This window comes from Luteimonas rhizosphaerae (assembly GCF_002849595.1).
GTDB lineage: Bacteria > Pseudomonadota > Gammaproteobacteria > Xanthomonadales > Xanthomonadaceae > Luteimonas > Luteimonas cellulosilyticus.
Genome location: NZ_NRQR01000022.1, coordinates 1 through 20,734 on the forward strand (window position 1 = coordinate 1; position 20,734 = coordinate 20,734).

A 20,734-nucleotide genomic window follows, 5' to 3' on the forward strand; every position below is an offset into this window, starting at 1 on the left:
GGCCGCGCCGGCCTGACGCCGGTCACGGCGACGCCCGACCGCGCGACCACGGTCAACCGCGGCGGCTTCGGCGCCTCGGGCCGCAGCCGCGCCAGCGCCGGCGGCTGATGCGTCGCGTCCCGATCGTCGAGCGCGGCGACTGGCGCGCGCGCGCCGCCGACAGCGGCTTCCGCTTCCACACCATCGAGGGTGAGCGCTACTGGGACGAACGCGCGTACTACGCGTTCACCCTGCGCCAGATCGAACACGATCTCGAGGACCCGAGCGCCGAGCTGCACCAGATGGCGCTGGCGCTGGTCGACGAGATCGCCGGCAGCGAGGCGCTGATGCAGCGGCTGGCGATTCCCGAGCCCTTCCGCGACTGGATCGCCGAGAGCTGGCGCCGCCGCGACGGCCATCTCTACGGGCGCCTGGATTTCGCCTACGACGGCCACGGCCCGGCCAAGCTCTACGAACTCAACTACGACACGCCGACCTCGCTGTTCGAGGCCGCGTTCTTCCAGTGGCAGTGGCTGGAAGACCAGCGCGACGCCGGTCGGCTGCCGGCCTCGGCCGACCAGTTCAACGCGATCCACGAAGCGCTGGTCGACCGCTTCGCTGCGCTGTCGCCGCAGCTGCCGCCGCCGCTGGTGTTCGCGGCGATGCGCGAATCGGAGGAAGACCAGGGCACGGTCGAGTACCTGCGCGATTGCGCGGCGCAGGCGCAGCTGCATGGCGCCGCCGTCGCGCTGGAGGACATCGGCCTGTCGGACGACGGCCGCTACACCGATCCCGGCGACATCGTCATCGGCTCGCTGTTCAAGCTGTATCCGCTCGAAGACCTGTTCGAGGACGACTTCGGCCGCGCGCTGCCGGATTCGGGCCTGCGCCTGCTCGAACCGCCGTGGAAGGCGCTGCTCAGCAACAAGGGCGTGCTGCCGCTGCTGTGGGAACGCCACCGCGGGCACCCCAACCTGCTGGCCGCCGAGTTCGACGACGGCGGTGCGCTGCCGCCGGGCTGGGTGCGCAAGCCGCTGCATTCGCGCGAAGGCGCCAATGTCGCGATGCGCCTGGACGACGGGCGCCTGATCGAGAGCGACGGCCCCTACACCGGCCCCTGCATCCGCCAGGCCCTGCATCCGCTGCCGCAGTACGACGGCAACTTCCCGATGGTCGGCAGCTGGATCGTCGGCGACGCCGCCAGCGGCATCGGCATCCGCGAAGACGCGTCCCCGATCACCCGCGACACCGCGCGCTTCGTGCCGCACGCGATCGTCGAGGACGGCGCGCCGGGCGTGTTCTACGCCTGACGGGGGAGGATGCGCCGCGTGCCGCGCGCGTGCGCCGATTCGCTAGCCCATGGCTTCCAGCCTGCGCTGCGCCTGCTGCCGGCGCATCGACCGGCCCATCAGATGCAGCGCCAGATCGGGCGCGAGCCGGCTCAGGAATCTGAGCGTGCTGGCCGAGCCCGGACGGATTTCCAGCCGGTCGCCCTGCATGCCTTCGATCGCATGCGTCGCCAGCACCGCGACGCTCATCGGGCTGGCGTCGCGCGTCGTCCCGGCGCGCAGGCCGCGATGCAGCGGCGTGTCGGTGGCCGGCGGCGCCAGTTCGAACACCTGGACGCCGGTGCCCCGCAACTGCAGGCGCAGCGACTGCGTGTAGGAATGGATCGCCGCCTTGGTCGCGCAGTAGACCGGACACGTCGGCAGCGGCAGGAAGGCCAGCGCCGACGACACGTTGACGATCGCCGCCTGCCTGTGGCGCAGCAGCTGCGGCAGGAACAGGGCGTTCATCCAGATCGTGCCGTTGAGGTTGGTCTGCACCTCGCGCGTGAGTTCGGGCAGCGACGGCGCGCCCTGCTGCAGGTCGATGGTCCGCAGGATGCCGGCCGAGTTGATCAGCAGGTCGAGGTCCGGAAACGTGCGGATCACCCGCTGGTGCAGGGCCTGCACTGCGGCCGGATCGTCGATGTCGACGTGCAGCGCGTGCAGGCCTGCGGCGCGGGCCGCGTCCAGGCGCGCCGGATCGCGGCCGGTGACGATGACGGTGTTGTCGTATTCGGCCAGTTGTCTGGCGAGCTCGCGCCCGATCCCGGACGTCCCGCCGGTGATCAGGATGGTGTGGCCTGACATTCTCATTGCGTGTCCTCGTGGAAGGGCCGGGCGCCCGTGGACGCCCGGCCGGTGGGGTCGCCGGACACGGCTCAGCGGAAGCGCGTGCCGGTCAGCTCTTCGGTCAGGGTCCAGAGCCGGCTCGCCGCGGCGGCGTCGCTGGCGCCGGCCGGGATCGTGGCCAGGCCGAGCGGGCCGCTGGTCTCGTTCTGGGCGGTCGGGCCGTAGTAGGTGCCGCCCCGGGCCTCGGGCGCCGTGGCCGCGTACAGCGTCGGCACCGCGCCCTGCGCCGCGGTCTGCAGGTGCTCGCGCATGGCCGACCACTGCCGGCCCTGGTCGCTCTCCAGGCCCGGGCCGCGTGCGACCAGTTCGGTGACCGCGACGCCGGGATGGGCGGCCATGCTCTGGAGGCCCCAGCCCGCCGCGTCGCTGCGACGCTGCAGTTCCAGCGCGAACATCAGGCAGGCGGTCTTCGACTGGGCGTAGGCCGCCATCGGCTCGTAGGCCTGCGTGGATTGCAGGTCGTCGAAGTTGATGCCGCCGCGGTGGATCGCGATGCTCGACAACGTGACGACGCGCGGCGCATCGCTCCTGCGCAGCAACGGCAGCAGTTCGGCGGTGAGCACGAAGTGACCGGCGTAGTTGGTCGCAAACTGCAGCTCGAACCCGTCGGCCGACGTGCCGCGCTCGGGCGGCGCCATGATCGCGGCGTTGTTGATCAGGATGTCGATCCGCGGCAACGCGGCACCGAGCCGCTGGCCCAGGGCGCGGACCGATGCGAGATCGGCCAGGTCCACGGCTTCGAACTGCACGCGGGCATCGGGCACGTCGGCGCGGATCCGCGCGATGGCGTCCTGGCCGCGCTGCGGATTGCGCGCCGCGATCACCACCTGCGCGCCGGCCGCGGCCAGCGCACGGGCATCCTCGAAGCCCATGCCGCTGGTACCGCCGGTGACGACGGCGATGCGCCCGGCCTGGTCGGGAATGTCGCCCTCGTCCCAGTCGGGCTGCGGCGTGGTCTGCGCCAGTGCCGTGGCAGCCGCGAGGACGCCGCCGAGCAGGATGCCCACGGCGACGAGCTGGCGGGGTTGCGGGCGACGGAGCGATGCGTCGGCGACGAGCAAGGCCGGCGGGAACGGGCCGGGGCGTTGGCGGGAAACGGAGATCTCGAACATGGTCTGCACCTGTCGTGGGGGAGGGAAAACGCGGGTACCGCAGGGACGCACCCGGAGGTGCGGAGGACGCTGTGCGCAGGCGTGCGCGACGTTGGGGCCGGGTCAGTCGCCGGCATCGAGCGGCGGGCCGGGCGACGCCACCGTGCCGCCGGGTGGCGCGTCGCGGCGACGGTCGCCCAGATGCGCCGCGTAGAACGGCGCCAGCGTCGCGATCGCCGCATCGACGTAGGCGGGCACGTGGTAGAGGTCGTAATGCCCGGCGCCGTCGACGACGCAGAACCCGTTCGCCGGGTTCGGCGCCAGCTCGAACAGGGTCTGCCCCGCCTCGTACTGGCCGGTGCTGCCGCGGCGGCCACCGACGACGACCTGCAGCGGCTGGACCAGCAGTTCGGGCACGAGATGGAAACCGTCGAAGCCGAGCACGGCACCGAAGCTCGTGAACAGCAGACGGTTGTGCGCATTGGGATGGCGGTGCGGCGGCTCGCGATAGAACGCGACCGCGGCGAGGACGTCGGGATCGTCGACACCGGCCGCATGCGCTTCGGCGAGGCGGTCGGGAATCCACGGGTCGCGACGCGGCGCACGACCGCGCGCTTCGGCCGTGCGCTGCCGGCCGACGTCCGCGAGCGTCTGCAGCAGCGCCTCGCGCGACTGCATGCGCCGGAACGACCGGCCGATGTCCGAGGCCACCACCGTGCCGACGGCGCGGAAGCGATGCTCGGTCAACGCCGCGGCGATCGCGTAGCCGCCGCCGGCGCAGATGCCGAGCACGCCCAGGCGCGTCTCGTCGACGTAGGGCAGCGTCACCAGGCAATCGACGGCGCAGCGCAGGTCTTCGACGCGCAGCGCCGGATCTTCCAGATCGCGCGGTTTGCCGCCGCTTTCGCCCTGGCACGAGGGATCGAAGGTCAGCACGACGAAGCCCTGCGCCGCGAGTTTCGCCGCGTAGATCGCGCCGATCTGTTCCTTGACGCTGCTGCCCGGCGTCGCAATGACCAGCGCGGCGTACGACGCCGCCGCGTCGAAGCCGTCGGGCAGGTACAGCAGGCCGGCGATGGGAATGTCGCGGTTGCGGAAGTCGATGGCGTGTTTCACGGCGGTGTCCTGGCGAAGAGGGGCGCTGCACGCGTCGTCGCGTGCGGCATCGGCGGTGGGGCTCACGACGTCAGCGCCTGCAGGCCGCTGCTGACGCGGTGTCCCCAGGCGCCGCGGGCGAAGGCGGCCGTCACGACGACGACGATGCCGCTCGCGACGACCAGGGTCGCCGTCGACGCCAGCGCCGCGAACGCGCCGCGCACGCGCTGGCGCGCGCGGATGCACAGTTCGGCGATGACGAGGTTGGGCAGATAGAAGAAGAACGCCATGACCTGGTCGAACCCCCCGGTGAACGCCGGGCCGACGCCGAGTCCGCCGGTCAGCAGGAACCACGCGCCGTACTCCATGCGGTAGAGCCAGGACCCGACGGTCAGCGCGAACAGGCGGATTGCCCACGCGCGATGCCGCTCGAAACGCCCGGCGCGCGCATGCACGAACGCCAGCGACGCGCACAGCACCATCAGCACGCCGTAGAGACCGAAGCCGATGTCCATCACCGCGCCGCCGATCGTGCCGCGGGCGACGATGAACCCCAGCCCGCCCACACCGGCGAGACCGGCGGCGACCACGTAGACCCGCCCGAGCCCGCGATGCAGCGCCGGCATCCGGCGGCGCACCCGGCCGATCAGCTGCACCGGACCGAGCAGCAGCAGCACGGCGCCGGCAAGGAAATGCGCGCCGATCGCGAGCGCCGCCAGCGGCGTGGCCGCATCGAAGAGCCCGGGCAGCGACGCGTTCCAGCGTTGTGCATCGCCGCCCAGCGCCGCGCCGCCGAAGAACACCACGATGTAGGCCGCGAACACCGCGCCGCCGATCCAGCTCGTCGCGACGAGCAGCCGCGCACTCCAGCGCAGGCCGGTGTCGAGCCGGCGCTCGGGCACGACCGGTGCGAAGGCGCTGCTTGCCGGCGCGTCCATCACGCGGCGCGGGCCGTCGGCGCCAGCAGATAGCGGACATCGCCCGGTCCGGCCCAGGCCTCGGCGACGGCCGACAGCGGCAGCGTGGCCACCGGCATGTGGAAGCCGGCGTGCGGCGCCTCGGCCAGCAGCTCACGTGCACCCGCCAGCAGCTCGGCCATCGCGACGCTGCCGATGCCGCTGCCCAGCAGTTCCAGGCCCGAGCCGCGCAGCGCATCGCCGCGCAGCGGGACCTCCTCGCCGGCCGCGGTGCCCAGCTGCACGTAGCGCACGCGCGGTTCGCCGCCGCGTCCACCGCGCGTCTGGGCGGCGGCGGCGATGACCCGGCGGCCCGGCGCGCCCCACAGGAAATCCAGCACGACATCGACGCCGCGATCGAATTCCGCGCGCAACGCGGCGTCGGCCGCGGTGTCGAGCGCGATCGCCGACGCCACGTCGAGTTCGCCCAGGCGCTCGACGTTGCGGCCGACCGCGACGATCCGGTCCGCGCCGAAATGCGGCGCGATCTGGATCGCCATGCGACCCGCGGCGCCGGTCGCACCGTTGACGAGCACGGTCGCGCCCGGCTGGATCGGCGCACGCCGCGTCAGTGCGACCCACGACGCCAGGCCGCCGGTCGCGACCGCCGCGGCGCGCGCGTCCGACAGCGCGTCGGGCACGTCGACCAGCATCGCGTTCGCCACCAGCGTGCGTTCGGCCATGCTGCCGAACGGCGCGCGGGGAAACAGGAAATAGACCCGCCGGCCATCGGGAGCGGTGCCGACGCCGTCCACGCCGGCAATGAAGCCGGTGCTGGCCTGGCTCGTGTAATGCCGGCCCGCGGCGAGCGCGCGGACGATCGGACTCAGCGGTGCGGCATGGACCTGCACCACCGTCTCGCCGGCGCCCGCGACGGGGTCGTCGAAGTCGGCATAGACCGGCGGGGCATCGAAACGTTGGACGACGGCGGCTTTCATGGCATTTCCGGGAGAAGGGTCGGACGGCGGGGCCGGCGGTGCGCTCAGGCGGCCTGCAGGGCGCGCAGCATCGGCAGCGTCGAGGTGAGGAAGCGCACGGCCATCGGCTCGAACGCGGTGCGGGCGTCGCCCGGCAGGCGGTCGCGTCGCACCGTGTCGCCGGGCTGCAGGAAGGTGCGCAGGTAACGGGTCAGGCCCTGCACGGTGTCGCGGCCCTGGTGGACGGCATCGAGGAACAGCAGGCCGATGCGCGAGACGTGGATCGCGCCGCCGGTCACCGGCGAGGCGAGGTATTCGACGGCGTCGTCGACGCGCGCGCGTTCGCAGACGTGGCGGTTGAGGCGATCGCAGCGGGCCACGACCTCGGTCGACGGCGTCTGCGCGAGGCTGGCGTGGCCGGTGCCGGCGAGCAGCAGCAACGCCGCGATGACCTCGTCGACGCTCGCGGTGCCGAGCCGCGGATGCGCGCACAGCGCGGCAATGGTCCGCGGCGCGTATCCGTCTTCCGCCAGCGCGGCGACGACCTCGCCGGGCACACGGTCGTCGAGGCGGATCGTGCCGGGCGGCAGCACCACGTGTCGCGGCAGTTCGCTGACGTGCGTGGTCAGCACGAAGCGCTGGCCGGCCCAGTGCGCGCTGAGTTCCTCGTCCGCCATCGGCCGCCCGCCCTTGACGTAGACGTCGCTGCGGCCACGCGCATTGGTCAGGAAATCCTTGGCGGTCTCGCGCAGCAGGCGGTCGTCGATGCGGTCCAGCAGACGGCGCTTGTCCGGCGTGAGGCGGAAGGACTCGACGTTGTCGAGCAGCCGCGTCGAGCCGGCGAAGGTCAGCCGCGCGCCGCCGAGCCGGGCCGCGGTCTCGGAGAACGTGGCCATCGTCCAGTCGGCGCTGCCGGAGGCCTGCACGCGGTCGCGGCCATCGAGCGCACCGAGTGCGTCGAGATGCCGCGACATCGCCGCATGGCCGTCGCCGTCGCCGTCGCGGGCCTGCAGCACGTCGGACGCGCACTGCAGGGCGTCGGCATCGGCGCCGCGTCCGGTGAACAGCGACAGCAGCTGGCGCACCGGCACATCCGGTGCGCAGCCGGGCGAGGTGTCGTAGCTGAGGTAGGCGATGCCCCCGGGCGCCAGCTTGCGGCGGATCAGATCGACGATGACGTCGCGGTTCTCGTCGGAGATCCAGCTCCACACGCCGTGCAGCGCGATGTAATCGAACTCCGGCAGATCGCGGCGGACGGCGAATTCCCAGAACGAATCGTCGGACAGATGGGTGCGCGCGCCCGATGCCGCGGCCAGCGACCGCGCACGCGCCGCATGCGCGGGATTGGCGTCCGTGCCCCAGTAGGTGCCGTCGGTCGCCGCCGCGTGGAACCCGACCGAAACGCCGTGGCCGAAACCGAGTTCGAGGTAGCGGAAATCCTCGCGCGGCGCCGGTGCGAAACCGGCGGTCAGCGCGGCCAGGCGCAGCTCGGACGGCGCGAGGTGCTTGCAGTAACCGTGCGTCCTGTCGACGCCGGCGTCATCGCGATGGGAAACGTGCATGGAAGCCTGCCCTCGGGAAGCGGGAGATGAAAACGGATGCGCGTGCATCGCGGTGATCGGCCGGTTCAGAAGCGCCGGCTCAGGCCCAGCACGACGCGCGCGGCGCCGTTGCGGTCCGGATCCAGCAGCGGGCTGTCGCGCAGTTCGCTCGACAGGAACTGGTACTCGACCGCGCCGAGCAGCACCCAGCGCGTCGCGCCGATCGGGCGCGACAGCGTCAGGCCGGTGCGCGGCAGCACCGTCGAGCCGGGCGCATACGCCACGACGCCGCGCGCGACTTCCTCGTCGAGCGTGCCGAAGTAGTAGCCCGCGAGATCGGCCGACAGCCAGCTCGCACCGGCGCTAGCGGTCAGCGCCGCGCCCTGGAACTGCCAGGTGTAGCGGTAGTCGAGGGCGATCTCGTAGCCCTCGCTCGCACCCGAGATGTCGTGCAGGCCTTCCAGCGAGACCGCGCCCCAGTCCGCGCCGAAACTCGCGCGCAGGCCGGCGTCGAGACCGTCGTCGCGATCGCGCAGCAGGTCCGCGTCCACGCCGTTGGCCAGCAGTTCGGCGCGGCCGAGGTCGTCGATGTCGAAGCCGTCGAGGCGCGCCGACAACAGCGCATCGAGCGAGAAGCCGCCCGACTCGACCAGGTGCACGCCACCCGACGCACCCTCGAAGAACAGGCGCTCGCCTTCGTAGCGCAGCAGCGGCACGGGCCGGACGCGGGTGCCTTCGCCGGCATACGGACTGTCGATCGCGACGGCGGCGACGCCGACGGACCAGACGTCGGACGGCGGCGCGGCCGCCTGGGCGAAGGCGAGGGCCGGGCAGGCCAGGAGGGCGAGCGTTGCGAGCGGGCGCAGGATCATGGGAACGGTCTCGAGAGAAGGAATCGGAGGAAAGGCAGGACGCAGCCGCGCCTGCCGCATGCGGCGCGGGCGGTCAGGGGCGCACGGCCACGTCGTGGCGCGCGGTCGGCGACGCGGCCGGGCGTTGCGTGTGCGGCGTGCGGCGGGCCTGCTCGCGGCCGAGCCACAGTCCCAGCGCGGCCCACACCAGCGCGAGCGGCAGCACCACGCCGACCAGCCCGCCCATCGCCATGCCGAGCCGGCCGAGCACGCCTTCGGCCTGGGCGCCGACGACATCGCCGGCGCGGTACATGAAGGTGTCGACGAAGGCCTTGGCCTTGTATTTGTCTTCGCGGCTGACGACGGTGAACAGCACTTCGCGCGCGGGCCGGGTGATGCCGCGCTGCACGGCGCGGTTGGTGGCTTCCAGCAGGATCAGCACCACGAACGAGCCGTAGATCGCCAGTCCGATGAAACCGAGCGCCGTGGCCACGGGCAGGATCGCCAGGGCGACGCCGAGGCCGAAACGCTGGATGAGCTTGCCGGTCAGCGTCAGCTGCAGCACCAGCACCGCGATCTGGGTCCACATGTCGATGCTGCCGAGCAACGCGGCGCGCGCGTCCATGTCGTCGGCGATGCCGGCGACCATCTGCAGGCGGGTGAAATAGATCAGCGTCGCGACCACGGTCATCAGCACGATGTAGCCGGCGATGCCCGCCAGGTACGGCGAGCGGAACACCGCGCGCAGGCCGGCCCACGCGCTGCCGCCGATGCGCGCGGTCTCCGGCGGCACGCCGGTCGCGTTGGCCGGTGCGGTGGCGCCGTTGCGATCCGGCGCCACGCGCACCAGCAGCCAGGCCATCGCCAGCGCCAGCAGCAGGAAGCCGCCCGCGACCAGCAGCAGGCTGGGCGTGCCCAGCGGACGCGCCAGCTGCGAGGTCAGCCACGGCCCGAAGATCGCGCCGAGCGTGCCGCCGATCGAGATCAGCGCGAACACGCGCCCGGCCTGCTCGCGGGTAAAGCGGTCGGCCAGCAGCGCCCAGAACACCATCGTCACGAACAGGTTGAAGACGCTGAACCACACGTAGAACACCTGGCCGCTCGCCTGCCCGACCACCGGCTCAGCACGAAGAAGCCGTAGGTCGCGCCGATGAACTGCAGGCGCCGCAGGCGGCTGACCAGCCAGCCGAACAGCGGATTGACCGCGAGCGTCGCGACCGCGGTGCCGATGAACAGCCAGCGGATGCTCTCGATGCCGCGCTCCATGCCGAGCGCATCGCGCGCCGGCCGCAGCAGCATCAACGCGGTCAGCACGAAGAAGAAGAACACGGCCGCGATCAGCACCGGCCGCACTTCCTCGCGGCGGAGGTTGAGCAGGGTCTGCAGGGCACGCGGTCGACGGGGGGCTGAAGTCATGGTCCGGCTCGCAGGGGGCTGACGACGGGCACGCAGGCGCCCGCAACGGGAATGGAGGACAGCGGGTGTCGCGGCGGCGCGCCCGACGGCGCGACCGCAGGCGTCAGGGACCGATGTCCGGGAACTGCGCGCCGGTCAGCGTTTCGCTGATTTCCCACAGGCGGGTCGACGCGTCGGCGTCCGCCGCGGCATCGGGCAGCGCGGCGAAGCCGAGCGGGCCGCGCATTTCCATGAAGCCGGTCGGGCCGTAATAGGCGCCGCCCTGCGCGTCCGGCGCGGTCGCGGCATACAGCGTCGGCAAGGCGCCACGCGACGCGTCCTGCAGGATCACGCGTCCCAGCGCGCGCCGCACCGGGCCGTTGTTCGCCTGCAGGTTGGTGCGCGACACGCCGGGGTGCGAGGCGATGCTGGTCAGACCCCAGCCGGCGGCATCGCTGTTGCGCTGCAGTTCGCGCGCGAACATCAGGCAGGCCAGCTTCGATTGCTGGTAGGCGTCGCCGGGATCGTAGGCGCGCGCGAATTGCAGATCGTCGAAGTGCAGCGCGCCGAGCCGGGCGGCGATGCTGGACTGGGTGACCACGCGCGGCGCGTCCGATTGCTGCAGCAGCGGCAGCAGAGCTTCGGTCAGCGCGAAATGTCCGAGGTAGTTGACCGCGAACTGCATCTCGAACCCGTCCGGCGACACGCCGCGCTGCGGCGGTTCCATGATGCCGGCGTTGTTGATCAGCGTATCGAGTCGCGGCAGCGTCGCATTGAGGCGATCGCCCAGTGCGCGCACCGACGCGAGCTCGGCGAGATCCAGCGGTTCGAACCGCACGTCGGCGCCCGGCGTCGCCTCGCGGATGCTCGCGATCGCCTCGGCGCCGCGCTTGGCGTCGCGCGACGCGATGATGACCTGCGCGCCCGACGCCGCCAGCGCCTTCGCGCTCTCGTAGCCGATGCCGCTGCTGCCGCCGGTGACGAGCACCACGCGGCCGCTCTGCGACGGCATGTCGCCGAGGCTCCAGTCCGGATCGGGCTGTCCCGCCGTCGCCGGATTGCCGATCGCGCAGGCCGACAGCACCAGCAGCGAAGCGGCGGCGGTGCAGGCCTTCCAGATCGCGTGCAGCGGCCGGCGTGCCGGGGCGGCCTCCACGAGGCTGCCGCGTTCGCGTCGGGGAGAGAGAAGTGTCGTCGCGTTATCCATGATCGATAGCCCTGGGGAGTAGGACGTGGCGCGTCGCATCGGCGGCGCGTGGTTGCGGGTGTAGATGCCACGTTGCGACAGCGCGATTAATCGATGTTTAAGGCGATGCCTATTTTTTTTTCTGATGTGATTCGCGCGGCGTCATCGCACGAGGCGATGCATGCCGGTGTCGGGCGACGGGGAAAGCACTGCGTCATCGCAACGCGTCCTGCATCGCGCGCGACGTCGCCCATCAGAAAGTCGGCTTCATCAGAGGCATCACCAGCGCGGTGCCACACAGAGTCAGAGGATTCTTGAACGACGCGCAATGCCAATGCGTCGCGCGTGGATCGCAGCTCGCCGCGCGGCGGGTACGCAGGACAGCAAGACGCAATGCAAGCTGCGCCAGGTCTGCAGTGGATGCGATCCGCAGAGCTGGCGTCAGCGCGGTGCGCGCAGAAACGAGCCCGGACGCAGGCGTGCCCGCGAGGCGAGCTGCATGGCGAAGACGCCGGCAGCAGCGCTGCCGGCGCAGCGGGTCGCGGTCAGCGCGCCGCGGTCGCGAACCGGACCCGGGCGAGCGACTCGCTGATCGTCCACAGATGGGCCGCGTCGTCGGTATCGCGTGCGGCGTCCGGCACTTTGGCGATGCCCACGGCGCCACGCGTCTCCATCAGACGGGTCGGTCCGTAGTACGCGCCGCCCTGGGCCGCCTCTGCGGTGGCGGCGTACAGCGGCGACAACGCGCCCTGCATCGCCGGCTGGAACAGGAACGCGAACTGGCGGCGCGCGAAGCCGTTTGCCCCTCCGTGATGGACCAGCAGATCGGTGCGCGACACGCCCGGATGCGACGCCATGCTTTGAATGCCCCAGCCCGCGGCATCGCTGCGACGCTGCAGTTCGAAGGCGAACATCAGGCACGCCAGCTTGGACTGGCTGTAGGCCTTGCGGGCGTCGTAACGCGTCTTGAACTGCAGATCGTCGAAGTGCAGCGACCCGCCGCGTGCGGCGATGCTCGACAGGGTGACGACACGCGGCGCATCGGCCTGACGCAGCAACGGCAGCAACGCCGACGTCAGGGCGAAATGCCCCAGATAGTTGACTGCGAACTGGATCTCGAAGCCATCGGCCGAGACGCCGCGCGTCGGCGGCTCCATCAGGCCGGCATTGTTGATCAACACGTCGAGACGCGGCAGCGTGCGCTGGATGCGTTGACCGAATGCACGCACCGATGCGAGGTCTGCGAGGTCGAGGGCTTCGAACCGCACGTCCGCGGTCGGCGTGACCTGTCGGATCTCCGCGATCGCCGCCGCGCCGCGTTTCGGATCGCGTGCTGCGATGACGACCTGGGCACCGGCAGCCGCCAGCGCCTTGGCGCTTTCGTAACCGATGCCACTGGTGCCGCCGGTGACCAGCACGATGCGACCCCGCTGCGATGGCATGTCGGCAAGCGTCCAGTCGCGTTTGGGCTGCACTTGCGAAGGTGAAGCATTGGTGGCGCTCGTCGACATCACGAATAGGGACGCGACACCAAGGGCGGCCTTCCACGCCTTGTCCATCGACCCTGGCCCTGGACCGGTCGAGACGGCGACCCGCGTGGTGCGTTGACGCCGGGGAATTGCAATTGTCGAGGTCTGCATGGTCGCTGCCTTGGAGAGTGTGGCGCCGCGAAGCACGACGCCGTTGGGGGAGTGTTGCCAACTTGCGGCCGCGTGATTAATCGATCTTTAAGCCATGGCGGTCGCGGCACCCACCCTGCGTGCGGTCACACACGCCGGATGCGGATCCCCGCGCCATGTCTGCTTGGTCCGCTCGCGTCAGGCGTCCGCCGCGGTAGCGCGGTGCCTTGTCGACGGGGCGACGCGAACGCGCACAGGGCACCCGGCTTGGCGCAGTCGGTCCGCGAGCCGATGTGCCACCGGCGGCGTCGCATTTCCGTCGCCTGGCTTGGGCGCGGGACCCGGTCGACATGCTTGTACGGTTTAATCCGTTATTAATGCGATGGGCGCACGCTCGCGCACCGAACGCTGCTGACTGTTTATGGATTCCATCCTGCTCGTCGAAGACGACCACATGCTCGGCCAGGCGCTCACGTCGGCGCTCGGCCAGGAAGGCTGGCGCGTGGTGCACTGCAAGGACGTGGCGACGGCGCGTGCGGCGCTGGTCGATCACGGCTTCTCCGCGGTGCTGCTCGACCTCGGCCTGCCACAGGGCTCGGGCCTCGACGTGCTGGAGACGATGCGCGGCCGCTACGACGCGACACCGGTCGTCATCATCACCGCGCGCGACCAGCTGAGCGACCGCGTGCGCGGCCTCGATGCCGGCGCCGACGACTACATCGTCAAGCCGTTCCAGCGCGACGAGATGCTGGCGCGGCTGCGCGCGGTGCTGCGCCGCAGCCGCGGCGGCGTGACGCCGCTGCTGCGCTGGCGCGATGTCGAGATCGATCCGGGCGCGGGCTCCGTGACCCGCGGCGGCACGCGCGTCGGCCTCAGCGGCAGCGCGTTCCGCATCCTGGTGGCGCTGTTCGAGGCGCGCGGCCGCGTGCTCAGCCGCGACCAGCTGCAGGACCGCCTGTACGGCGACGACGGCGAGATCGGCAGCAACACCGTCGCCGTCTATGTGCACCAGCTGCGGCGCAAGCTCGGCGACGGCATCGTGCTGACCGAGCACGGTTTCGGCTACCGCGCCGGGGACGAAACCTGATGGGCGCGTTACGCACCCGCCTGCTGGCCGCGCTGGCCGCCGTGCTGCTGGCCACCTGGGCCATCAGCTTTGCCGTCGTCTATCTCGACGTCCTGCAGCGCCAGGGCGGCGAAGTGGACAACATGCTGCGCAGCGTCGCCGAGACGATGCTGCAGTCGCTGCCGGCCGACATCGCGACCGCGGGACGCCAGCAGCAGTTCGTGCTCGGCAGCGAAACCGCACCGTCGGAAGGCAAGTTCGCCGCGCTCGGTTTCCAGGTCTGGGAACGCGGGGCAAAACGACGCCTGATGGCGTCGCGGCCGGCGCCCGCGCATGCGATGGCGCCCGCGTTCGCGGACGGATTCTCCGATGTCATGGTCGACGGCGAGCCCTGGCGCGTGTTCGCGCTCAGCGACGCCGACTCGCGCGTGCAGGTGCAGGTCGGCCTGCCGCAATCGGCGATGCGCACGGAAATGCTGCGCTGGCTGGGCGGTCCCACCCTGCTCGCCGCGCTGTCGTTGATGGTCGGCATCGGCGTGGCGATCTGGCTGGTCATCCACTGGTCGCTGCGGCCGGTGGTACGGCTGAGCGAATCGCTGACCGCGCGCACGCCGCTGGATCTCGCGCCGCTGCCCGAGCGCGGACTTCCGTCCGAGGTCACGCCGCTGGTCACGTCGTTCAACCGCGTGCTCGCGCGGCTGGACTCGGCGCTGCAGCACGAACGCGAGTTCCTCGGCGAAGCGGCGCACGAACTGCGCACGCCGCTGGCCGCGCTGCTCGCCCAGGCCCAGGTGCTGCAGCACGCCGGTGATGGCGAAGAAGCGCGCGAAGCGCTCGACCGCCTGGTCGCAGGCATCGAACGCACCTCGCGCCTGGCCCAGCAGCTGCTCGACGCAGCGCGCGTGGACGCCGGCGGCAGCGCCGCGCGTGCGACGGATGTCGACCTGGCGATGGTCGCCGGCATGGTCGCCGACGAGTTCGAGCTGGTCGCGCTGCGCGGCGGCCAGTCGATCGAACTCGAAGGCGGGCCCGCGCCGGTGCACGGCGACATCGACGACCTCGGCATCCTCGTGCGCAACCTGATCGACAACGCGCTGCGCCACGGCGGCGCGGGCACGCGCGTGCGGGTGCGCACCGGCGTCGAAGGCGTCGGTCCCGACCGGGTGACCACGTTGCGCGTCGAAGACGATGGCGCCGGCATCCCCGAAGCCGAGCAGGCGCACGTGTTCGAGCGCTTCTACCGCGCCGGCGACGGGCATCGCGCCCAGGGCATCGGCATGGGCCTGTCGCTGGTCGAACGCGTCGTCGCCTCGCATGGCGGCCAGCTGCGCTGCGGCGTGGGTCTCGACGCCCGCGGCTTCGGCGTCGAGATCCGTTTGCCGGTCCACCGCCGCCGGGCGGCCGACACCTAGGCGCCACACCGACGCGCCCCGTGGCAGCGAACGCGTCGGCGCGCGGCGCGACATGCTGGCCAGACGCACGACGCGCGCCGTGGTCCTGCGCCGGATCCGCTCGAGCCGCGTTGACCGGATCACCGATGTTACGCGGCCGTCATGCGCGGCGCGCGTGCATGCATCGCCCGTTGCGGCGTACCCCGCGTGACAGCCGTTTCTCGACGCGTGCGAGCCTTCGACACTAGGGCCGACCCTAGCTGTCGCGCGCGCGGCCGCGCATTAAGGTCGGGCCACACGCAGGCGCTCCGGCGCCGGCGCGTTCCCCCACCGATCTGGAGTTCGACCGATGACCGACAGCAGCTCGGGCGTGTCCGGCAGCGATTCTGCCGGCAGCGCCAGCGACGCACGCGGCACCGCAGCGGAAGCCGCCGCGCAGCACGATCTCGATACCGCAGGCGATGCCGCCAGCGACGCCACCGCCGCCTCGAAGACCGCGACCGACGCGGCCGCCAGCGGTGATGTCTGCACTGCCGAAGCCGCGACCACGCGCGCCGAAGCCGCCGCCGCCGAGGCCCAGGCCGCGGCCGCCGCGCTCGCCGACATCGCCGAGCAGACACCGACGGCCGGCACCCAGGCCATGGCGGGTTTCGCCGCCGGCTATGCGGAGCAGGCCCAGGCTGCCGCGGATGCCGCGCGCGCGGCGCTCGACGGCTTGCAGGCGGACCAGGGCGTCGGCGCCTGCATCTCCGAAGCGCCGTCGACCCCGGCCACGCCCACCCAGGGCCTGGCCCTCGGCACGATCAACCAGCTCGGCGCGATCTGGTCGTAAGGCACGCGTTCGCGTCGCATCCGCCTGACCCTAGGCCTGTTCGCCGTCGCCGCTCGCGGCGCAGGCTGCGATTCGGGCGTGTCCCAGCCGCGTGGCGCGCGCGTTCGGGCTGTCACGCCTTCCACCGGCGTCACCCACTGGGCGCTGTCCCACGTTCAGCGCGGGTCGGCGCGCCGGAGCCCCCGGTACACGCCGTCCCGGGGGCGCAGCATCGTGCCGACGCCGCAGCAGCCAGAATGGTCGGCCCGCGCGCCTGGTCGGCCTTCTGCGCGCGCCCCACACGAGGACGTCCCGATGGCAGTGCACGATCTCTTTTCCAGCCCGCTCGGCTTCGGCAGCGCGCCGCTGGGCAACATGTTCCGCGACATCCCCGATGCCGAAGCGCAGGCGACGGTGGATGCCGCCTGGCGCGACGGCATCCGCTATTTCGACACGGCGCCGTTCTACGGCGCCGGCCTGGCCGAACTGCGGCTCGGTGAGGCGCTCGCCGGCAAGCCGCGCGGCGACTACGTCATCAGCACCAAGGTCGGCCGTCTGGTGCTCGACGAGGTCGAAGACGTGGACGCGCGCGACCAGGGCGAGAAGGGCGAGGTGTTCAAGCACGGCCGTCCCAACAAGGTCGTCAACGACTACTCCCACGACGCCACGCTGCGCTCGATCGACGACAGCCTGAAACGGCTGCGGACCGATCGCATCGAGATCGCCTTCGTCCACGACGTGGCCCAGGATTTCTACGGCGACGACTGGCTGCGGCAGTTCGAGAGCGCGCGCACCGGCGCGTTCCGCGCGCTCGACCGGCTGCGCGACGAAGGCGTGATCCAGGCCTGGGGCCTGGGCGTGAACCGGGTGGAACCCATCGAGCTGCTGCTGGCGCTCGACGAACCGCGTCCGGACGTCTTCCTGCTCGCCGGCCGCTACACCCTGCTCGACCACGCCATTGCGCTGCAGCGGGTGATGCCGCAGGTCGCCGCGCAGGGCCTGGGCATCGTCGTCGGCGGGCCGTATAGCTCCGGCGCACTGGTCGGCGGGCCGAACTTCGAATACGCGCCGGCCACGCCGCAGATTCTCGACAAGGTCGCGCGGATCAAGGCCATCGCCGAGCGCCACGGTGTCGGCATGAAGGCGGCCGGCCTGCAGTTCGCGCTCGCGGACCCCGCGGTCGCCGCGGTGATCCCCGGCGCCAGCCGGCCGGAGCGCATCGCCGAAGACACCGCCGCGCTCGCCGAGACCGTGCCGATCGATTTCTGGCGCGAGCTGCGCGAGGCCACGCTCGTGCATCCGGACGCGCCGCTGCCCGGCAACGCCTGAGCCGCCAGGATCGGCCCACGGGTCGTTCCACTGTGTTGCACGCGGCGCGATGCGCCGCGCATGCGCCGGGTCTACGCTCGGGGTCACACCACCCCAGGCCCGTCGCATGCGCATCCCCGCCCTGCTCGCCACCGCCGCCCTGCTGCTGGGGCTGACCGCTCCGGCGCTCGCGGCGCCGCCGAAGATCACCGTGCTCTACGACGCCTTCGGCAACGACGCCACGATGGACAAGGACTGGGGCTTCGCCGCACTGATCGAAGTCGACGGCCGCCGCATCCTGTTCGACACCGGCAACGATGCCGGGGTGTTCGCGCGCAACGTCGCCGCCAAGGGCGTCGACCTCGCGACGGTCGATTCGGTCGTGCTGTCGCATCGCCATGCCGACCACATGGCCGGCCTGGCGACGGTGCTGGCCGCCAATCCCGACGTCACCATCCACGCGCCGCAGGAAGGCTTCGGCATCTACGGCTCGTCGCTGCCGTCGACGTTCTACCGCAAGGACCCGTCGTTGCCCGCGCGCATGCGCTACTACGACGGCGCGCCGCCGGAGACGATGACCTTCGGCAGCGCCTGGCCGGGCGCCGACTTCAAGCCGCTGGCGCAGACCACCGAAATCGCACCGGGCGTGTGGGCGATCGCCGCGGTGTCCGACGCGCCGGGCACGCGCGAACTGCGCGAACTCTCGCTGGCCATCCGCACCGACCAGGGCCTGCTGCTGGTCGTCGGCTGTTCGCATCCGGGGCTGCCGGCGATCGTCGCCGAAGCGGCGAAGATCGATCCCCACCTGCACCTGGTCATCGGCGGCTTCCATTACGTCAACGCCGACGATGCCGCGATCCAGTCGCTGGTCACCGCGCTGGCGCCCTACACCATCGACTACATCGCACCCGGCCACTGCACCGGCGAGGCCACCTTCGCCGCGCTGCAGGCCGCGTACGGCGCGCGCTATCTGTACGCCGGCGTCGGCGCCGAACTGGTGCTCGACGGCACGGCGCCACGCGAGCGCCAGGGCGACGCCGCCGCGTTCGACGCCTCCGAGCGCGTCGCCTATCGCGCCCTCGCGCTGCGCGGCGCCCACGTGCACGACCACAGCGCGGCGCACGCGCATCCCTGAGCGTGGCGCGCGGGCGACGAGTTGGCGTCGCGTGATTCAGGCAGGCAACCTGCTCGCGTCAGCGCACCAGTTCCTGCGGCGCGGAATGCGACGCGGGCGCTGGCGGCAGTGATATTGCCGCTTCGTGCTCCATCGATTCCTGCAGCTGCGCCTGCCCGCGCCGCAGCCAAGCCTGGCCGTCATCGCTCTGCAACTGCTCGCGCACTAGGCGCGCCACGTCGGCCCCATCGTTATCGCGTGCCGCTTCCAGCAGGCGCTGCACCATCGGGTTGCCGGCCTTTGCCGATGGCTGGGCGCGCGCATCGTCGGGCCCGTTGGGCACTTGGCCGATCTGCACCGGGCGCCATGACAGCGCGGCGGCCATCGCCTCATTGCGCGGTTCGGCGTCGCGGCAGTCGATGCGGCACAGCGCTTCCGGCGCCAGCAGATCCTGGTGCGCGCGGATGCCCGCGCGGTCGTAGATCGACGTGCGATAAAAAGGCCTGGTGGTCCTCCGAGCGGTGGATCATGTTGCGCGCCGGATCATCGGGCTCCGGGCGCTTGTCTAGGTACGGACGGTCACTGAGCGCGTTGAGGTAGTCGACCATCAGGTTGCCGCTGCGTACCGACAGCCCGTCCAGCGAATAGCTGCCGCCGATGTTGCTGTGCGCGCCGGCAACGGTGACGTTCAGGAAGCGCCCGTCCGCGGTGGCCCCGGCGTCGAGCACGCGCGTGCCCTGGAACAGGTTGCGACGCTCGTCGGCGGCGGTGATCTGGAACCCGGAGACGACCGAGGCCGCCAGCCGCCGGTCGTGGTCGCGCGGCGTGCCGGTGCCGACCGGGTCGAACAGGCCCGCCGCCTGCACCACGGTGCCCGGTTCGCGCAGCGGCGCGCCCTGGTAGTCAACGCGGTCGATCAACCCGTCGCGACCTCGATGGACCCCTGCACCCTCGGGATCACGGATCCCGCGCTCCTCCACCATGCGCGTAAACCCCGCGGCCTGCTCGGCACCGCGGCTGAAGCCCACCACGGCGACGCGGATGTCGACATCGGGGTTCTCGCGGATCCAGCGGGCAGACTGCGTCGCGAACTGCAGGTACATGTCCTCCAGGCGAGATTCGTAGGTACGGCCTGAAATCTGGTCGCGCAAGCCATCGATCCCCCCTTGCGTCCCGACGCCTTCGACGTACCCGCTGCGGATGTTCTCGACGCCCTTCTCACGCAGCGCCTGTACCTGCGCGTGGAGATGCGCAACGTTGGTGTGGTTCTCGGGGGCGTCGCGCAGCATGCTGTTGCCAGTGCCATCGAACGCGGCGATGAACAGCCGGTCGCCGGGACGCGACCCTTCGACCAGGACAGGCGTGGCGAATGCCGCAAGCTGCTCGCCGGCATGCGCATACGTGGCAAGTTGCTCCGCCGTCGCAGATCGTGTCCCGACGCCGTCGGGATGCCGTCCACCACCCATGCTGCACCTCCGTGTCGTGCGGAATCAGTACGTCCTGCTCCAGACCCGCACCACGTCATCGCGATGACCGCTATGCGGGTTATCCGCGTCCTGCAGCGCCTTCGTCGGAATGAACGAGCGCATGTAGACGTTGACCGTACGGTAATTCACCTCCAGCACGATCTCCGGGTTGCCGATCGAGACACCCTCGCGGATATCTTCACGTGGCACCTCGTGGCGGATCCGGCCGTCATCGAAGATGCCGCCGATGTCCACCTCGGCGACGTGCGCGGCGCCGTCCTTCGAACGCCACCGCACCCGCGCGGGTCCAGGGAAGTTAGCGATGCCCAGCCATCCTGCACCCAGATTGCGCGGGTAGCGGTCACCCAGGGAGTCCGACGACAGCTTGAGTTCGTCGTCAGGATCCGATCGGACCAGCCGCCCGCCGTATTCCACCTGGCAGCCATACGCCGAATAGCAGAAGGCGCCAAAACTATGCTGCACGAACTTCAGCGGCCAGTCGGCCACCGTATTGTCCGGGCGCGAAGCGCGTTCGCTTCCCGTGTCCTGTGTCGTTGCCGCCATGCCTTGGCACCCCGTTGTTGCGATCGTCGCCGCCACCATGGCCACCACCAGGGGGCGGACCTGACGACGGGCCTGTGGTCGCGCGTCGGGTCGATCATCCATGACAGCCTCCGGATCCCGCGCTGTGGCGGGTTGCCCCCGACGACCGTACTCCCGGGGCGGGTCATCGACAAGGCGGGGACCCGGCAGGCGGGCGCCTGCATGTCC

The 20,734-nt window shown here is 71.4% G+C and carries 20 protein-coding genes; 6 read left to right on the forward strand and 14 right to left on the reverse strand.

Going from position 1 to position 20,734, the window contains the following annotated elements; all coding sequences use genetic code 11:
• Window positions 1-107: 107 nt before the first annotated feature.
• The gene (locus CJ022_RS11035) at window positions 108-1,289 is read left to right on the forward strand and encodes a glutathionylspermidine synthase family protein (protein WP_101926707.1); all 1,182 of its coding nucleotides are present in this window, start codon (window positions 108-110) and stop codon (window positions 1,287-1,289) included.
• A 42-nt stretch (window positions 1,290-1,331) separates the two neighbouring features.
• On the opposite strand, the gene CJ022_RS11040 is transcribed toward CJ022_RS11035, so the two are convergent.
• From CJ022_RS11040 to CJ022_RS11085, 11 genes are all read right to left on the reverse strand, one after another.
• Window positions 1,332-2,120: an SDR family oxidoreductase gene (locus CJ022_RS11040; protein WP_101926708.1), complete on the reverse strand. Its 789-nt coding sequence runs from the start codon at window positions 2,118-2,120 to the stop codon at window positions 1,332-1,334.
• Between the two features lie 65 nt (window positions 2,121-2,185).
• Window positions 2,186-3,268: an SDR family oxidoreductase gene (locus tag CJ022_RS11045; RefSeq protein WP_101926709.1), complete on the reverse strand. Its 1,083-nt coding sequence runs from the start codon at window positions 3,266-3,268 to the stop codon at window positions 2,186-2,188.
• A 102-nt stretch (window positions 3,269-3,370) separates the two neighbouring features.
• Window positions 3,371-4,363 carry an alpha/beta hydrolase gene (locus CJ022_RS11050; protein WP_143703939.1) on the reverse strand — a complete coding sequence of 331 codons (993 nt, stop codon included), beginning with the start codon at window positions 4,361-4,363 and terminating at the stop codon, window positions 3,371-3,373.
• A gap of 62 nt (window positions 4,364-4,425) precedes the next feature.
• Complete coding sequence (locus tag CJ022_RS11055; RefSeq protein ID WP_101926710.1) at window positions 4,426-5,280, reverse strand: DUF2306 domain-containing protein; 855 nt, start codon at window positions 5,278-5,280, stop codon at window positions 4,426-4,428.
• Window positions 5,280-6,236 carry a quinone oxidoreductase family protein gene (locus CJ022_RS11060; RefSeq protein ID WP_101926711.1) on the reverse strand — a complete coding sequence of 319 codons (957 nt, stop codon included), beginning with the start codon at window positions 6,234-6,236 and terminating at the stop codon, window positions 5,280-5,282. Before CJ022_RS11060 ends, CJ022_RS11055 begins: the two co-directional genes overlap by 1 nt.
• Window positions 6,237-6,280: 44 nt before the next feature.
• Window positions 6,281-7,777 (reverse strand): class I SAM-dependent methyltransferase, encoded by a 1,497-nt coding sequence (locus CJ022_RS11065; protein WP_158238406.1) that lies wholly within the window; start codon window positions 7,775-7,777, stop codon window positions 6,281-6,283.
• Window positions 7,778-7,842: 65 nt separating this feature from the next.
• Window positions 7,843-8,628, reverse strand: coding sequence for a MipA/OmpV family protein (locus CJ022_RS11070; RefSeq protein ID WP_101926713.1), 786 nt, complete (start codon window positions 8,626-8,628; stop codon window positions 7,843-7,845).
• A 73-nt stretch (window positions 8,629-8,701) separates the two neighbouring features.
• Window positions 8,702-9,691 (reverse strand): NTP/NDP exchange transporter, encoded by a 990-nt coding sequence (locus CJ022_RS11075; protein ID WP_199171516.1) that lies wholly within the window; start codon window positions 9,689-9,691, stop codon window positions 8,702-8,704.
• The gene (locus CJ022_RS17260; protein WP_199171518.1) at window positions 9,661-10,023 is read right to left on the reverse strand and encodes a hypothetical protein; all 363 of its coding nucleotides are present in this window, start codon (window positions 10,021-10,023) and stop codon (window positions 9,661-9,663) included. The genes CJ022_RS11075 and CJ022_RS17260 overlap by 31 nt, the downstream gene beginning before the upstream one ends.
• A gap of 103 nt (window positions 10,024-10,126) precedes the next feature.
• The gene (locus tag CJ022_RS11080; protein WP_101926714.1) at window positions 10,127-11,209 is read right to left on the reverse strand and encodes an oxidoreductase; all 1,083 of its coding nucleotides are present in this window, start codon (window positions 11,207-11,209) and stop codon (window positions 10,127-10,129) included.
• Window positions 11,210-11,733: 524 nt separating this feature from the next.
• Window positions 11,734-12,699, reverse strand: coding sequence for an SDR family oxidoreductase (locus CJ022_RS11085; RefSeq protein ID WP_101926715.1), 966 nt, complete (start codon window positions 12,697-12,699; stop codon window positions 11,734-11,736).
• A gap of 529 nt (window positions 12,700-13,228) precedes the next feature.
• Here CJ022_RS11085 and CJ022_RS11090 point away from each other — a divergent pair.
• The 5 genes from CJ022_RS11090 (at window position 13,229) to CJ022_RS11110 (ending at window position 18,518) form a co-directional block, all read left to right on the forward strand.
• The gene (locus CJ022_RS11090; RefSeq protein WP_101926716.1) at window positions 13,229-13,894 is read left to right on the forward strand and encodes a response regulator transcription factor; all 666 of its coding nucleotides are present in this window, start codon (window positions 13,229-13,231) and stop codon (window positions 13,892-13,894) included.
• Window positions 13,894-15,285 (forward strand): ATP-binding protein, encoded by a 1,392-nt coding sequence (locus CJ022_RS11095; RefSeq protein WP_101926717.1) that lies wholly within the window; start codon window positions 13,894-13,896, stop codon window positions 15,283-15,285. The genes CJ022_RS11090 and CJ022_RS11095 overlap by 1 nt, the downstream gene beginning before the upstream one ends.
• Window positions 15,286-15,613: 328 nt before the next feature.
• Window positions 15,614-16,096: a hypothetical protein gene (locus tag CJ022_RS11100; RefSeq protein WP_101926718.1), complete on the forward strand. Its 483-nt coding sequence runs from the start codon at window positions 15,614-15,616 to the stop codon at window positions 16,094-16,096.
• A 294-nt stretch (window positions 16,097-16,390) separates the two neighbouring features.
• The gene (locus tag CJ022_RS11105) at window positions 16,391-17,404 is read left to right on the forward strand and encodes an aldo/keto reductase (RefSeq protein ID WP_101926719.1); all 1,014 of its coding nucleotides are present in this window, start codon (window positions 16,391-16,393) and stop codon (window positions 17,402-17,404) included.
• Window positions 17,405-17,510: 106 nt separating this feature from the next.
• A complete protein-coding gene (locus tag CJ022_RS11110; protein ID WP_101926720.1) occupies window positions 17,511-18,518 on the forward strand; it encodes an MBL fold metallo-hydrolase in 1,008 nt (335 codons plus the stop codon).
• A gap of 58 nt (window positions 18,519-18,576) precedes the next feature.
• Here CJ022_RS11110 and CJ022_RS11115 read toward each other — a convergent pair whose 3' ends face one another.
• Genes CJ022_RS11115 through CJ022_RS11125 form a run of 3 tightly spaced genes read right to left on the reverse strand, consistent with a single transcriptional unit; the run spans window position 18,577 to window position 20,629 of the window.
• Window positions 18,577-18,882, reverse strand: a complete 306-nt coding sequence (locus CJ022_RS11115; protein ID WP_101926721.1) for a hypothetical protein — start codon at window positions 18,880-18,882, stop codon at window positions 18,577-18,579.
• A 4-nt stretch (window positions 18,883-18,886) separates the two neighbouring features.
• The gene (locus tag CJ022_RS11120; RefSeq protein WP_101926722.1) at window positions 18,887-19,963 is read right to left on the reverse strand and encodes a phospholipase effector Tle1 domain-containing protein; all 1,077 of its coding nucleotides are present in this window, start codon (window positions 19,961-19,963) and stop codon (window positions 18,887-18,889) included.
• Between the two features lie 24 nt (window positions 19,964-19,987).
• Window positions 19,988-20,629: a hypothetical protein gene (locus CJ022_RS11125; protein WP_143703940.1), complete on the reverse strand. Its 642-nt coding sequence runs from the start codon at window positions 20,627-20,629 to the stop codon at window positions 19,988-19,990.
• Window positions 20,630-20,734: the final 105 nt, after the last annotated feature.

Excerpts from the sequence above, each read along its gene's own strand:
- CJ022_RS11035 (WP_101926707.1), top strand. The coding sequence starts at position 108 with ATGCGTCGCGTCCCGATCGTCGAGCGCGGCGACTGGCGCGCGCGCGCC.
- CJ022_RS11040 (WP_101926708.1), bottom strand. The coding sequence starts at position 2,120 with ATGAGAATGTCAGGCCACACCATCCTGATCACCGGCGGGACGTCCGGG.
- CJ022_RS11045 (WP_101926709.1), bottom strand. The coding sequence starts at position 3,268 with ATGTTCGAGATCTCCGTTTCCCGCCAACGCCCCGGCCCGTTCCCGCCG.
- CJ022_RS11055 (WP_101926710.1), bottom strand. The coding sequence starts at position 5,280 with ATGGACGCGCCGGCAAGCAGCGCCTTCGCACCGGTCGTGCCCGAGCGC.
- CJ022_RS11060 (WP_101926711.1), bottom strand. The coding sequence starts at position 6,236 with ATGAAAGCCGCCGTCGTCCAACGTTTCGATGCCCCGCCGGTCTATGCC.
- CJ022_RS11065 (WP_158238406.1), bottom strand. The coding sequence starts at position 7,777 with ATGCACGTTTCCCATCGCGATGACGCCGGCGTCGACAGGACGCACGGT.
- CJ022_RS11070 (WP_101926713.1), bottom strand. The coding sequence starts at position 8,628 with ATGATCCTGCGCCCGCTCGCAACGCTCGCCCTCCTGGCCTGCCCGGCC.
- CJ022_RS17260 (WP_199171518.1), bottom strand. The coding sequence starts at position 10,023 with ATGACTTCAGCCCCCCGTCGACCGCGTGCCCTGCAGACCCTGCTCAAC.
- CJ022_RS11080 (WP_101926714.1), bottom strand. The coding sequence starts at position 11,209 with ATGGATAACGCGACGACACTTCTCTCTCCCCGACGCGAACGCGGCAGC.
- CJ022_RS11085 (WP_101926715.1), bottom strand. The coding sequence starts at position 12,699 with ATGTCGACGAGCGCCACCAATGCTTCACCTTCGCAAGTGCAGCCCAAA.
- CJ022_RS11090 (WP_101926716.1), top strand. The coding sequence starts at position 13,229 with ATGGATTCCATCCTGCTCGTCGAAGACGACCACATGCTCGGCCAGGCG.
- CJ022_RS11095 (WP_101926717.1), top strand. The coding sequence starts at position 13,894 with ATGGGCGCGTTACGCACCCGCCTGCTGGCCGCGCTGGCCGCCGTGCTG.
- CJ022_RS11100 (WP_101926718.1), top strand. The coding sequence starts at position 15,614 with ATGACCGACAGCAGCTCGGGCGTGTCCGGCAGCGATTCTGCCGGCAGC.
- CJ022_RS11105 (WP_101926719.1), top strand. The coding sequence starts at position 16,391 with ATGGCAGTGCACGATCTCTTTTCCAGCCCGCTCGGCTTCGGCAGCGCG.
- CJ022_RS11110 (WP_101926720.1), top strand. The coding sequence starts at position 17,511 with ATGCGCATCCCCGCCCTGCTCGCCACCGCCGCCCTGCTGCTGGGGCTG.
- CJ022_RS11115 (WP_101926721.1), bottom strand. The coding sequence starts at position 18,882 with ATGGCCGCCGCGCTGTCATGGCGCCCGGTGCAGATCGGCCAAGTGCCC.
- CJ022_RS11120 (WP_101926722.1), bottom strand. The coding sequence starts at position 19,963 with ATGGGTGGTGGACGGCATCCCGACGGCGTCGGGACACGATCTGCGACG.
- CJ022_RS11125 (WP_143703940.1), bottom strand. The coding sequence starts at position 20,629 with ATGGATGATCGACCCGACGCGCGACCACAGGCCCGTCGTCAGGTCCGC.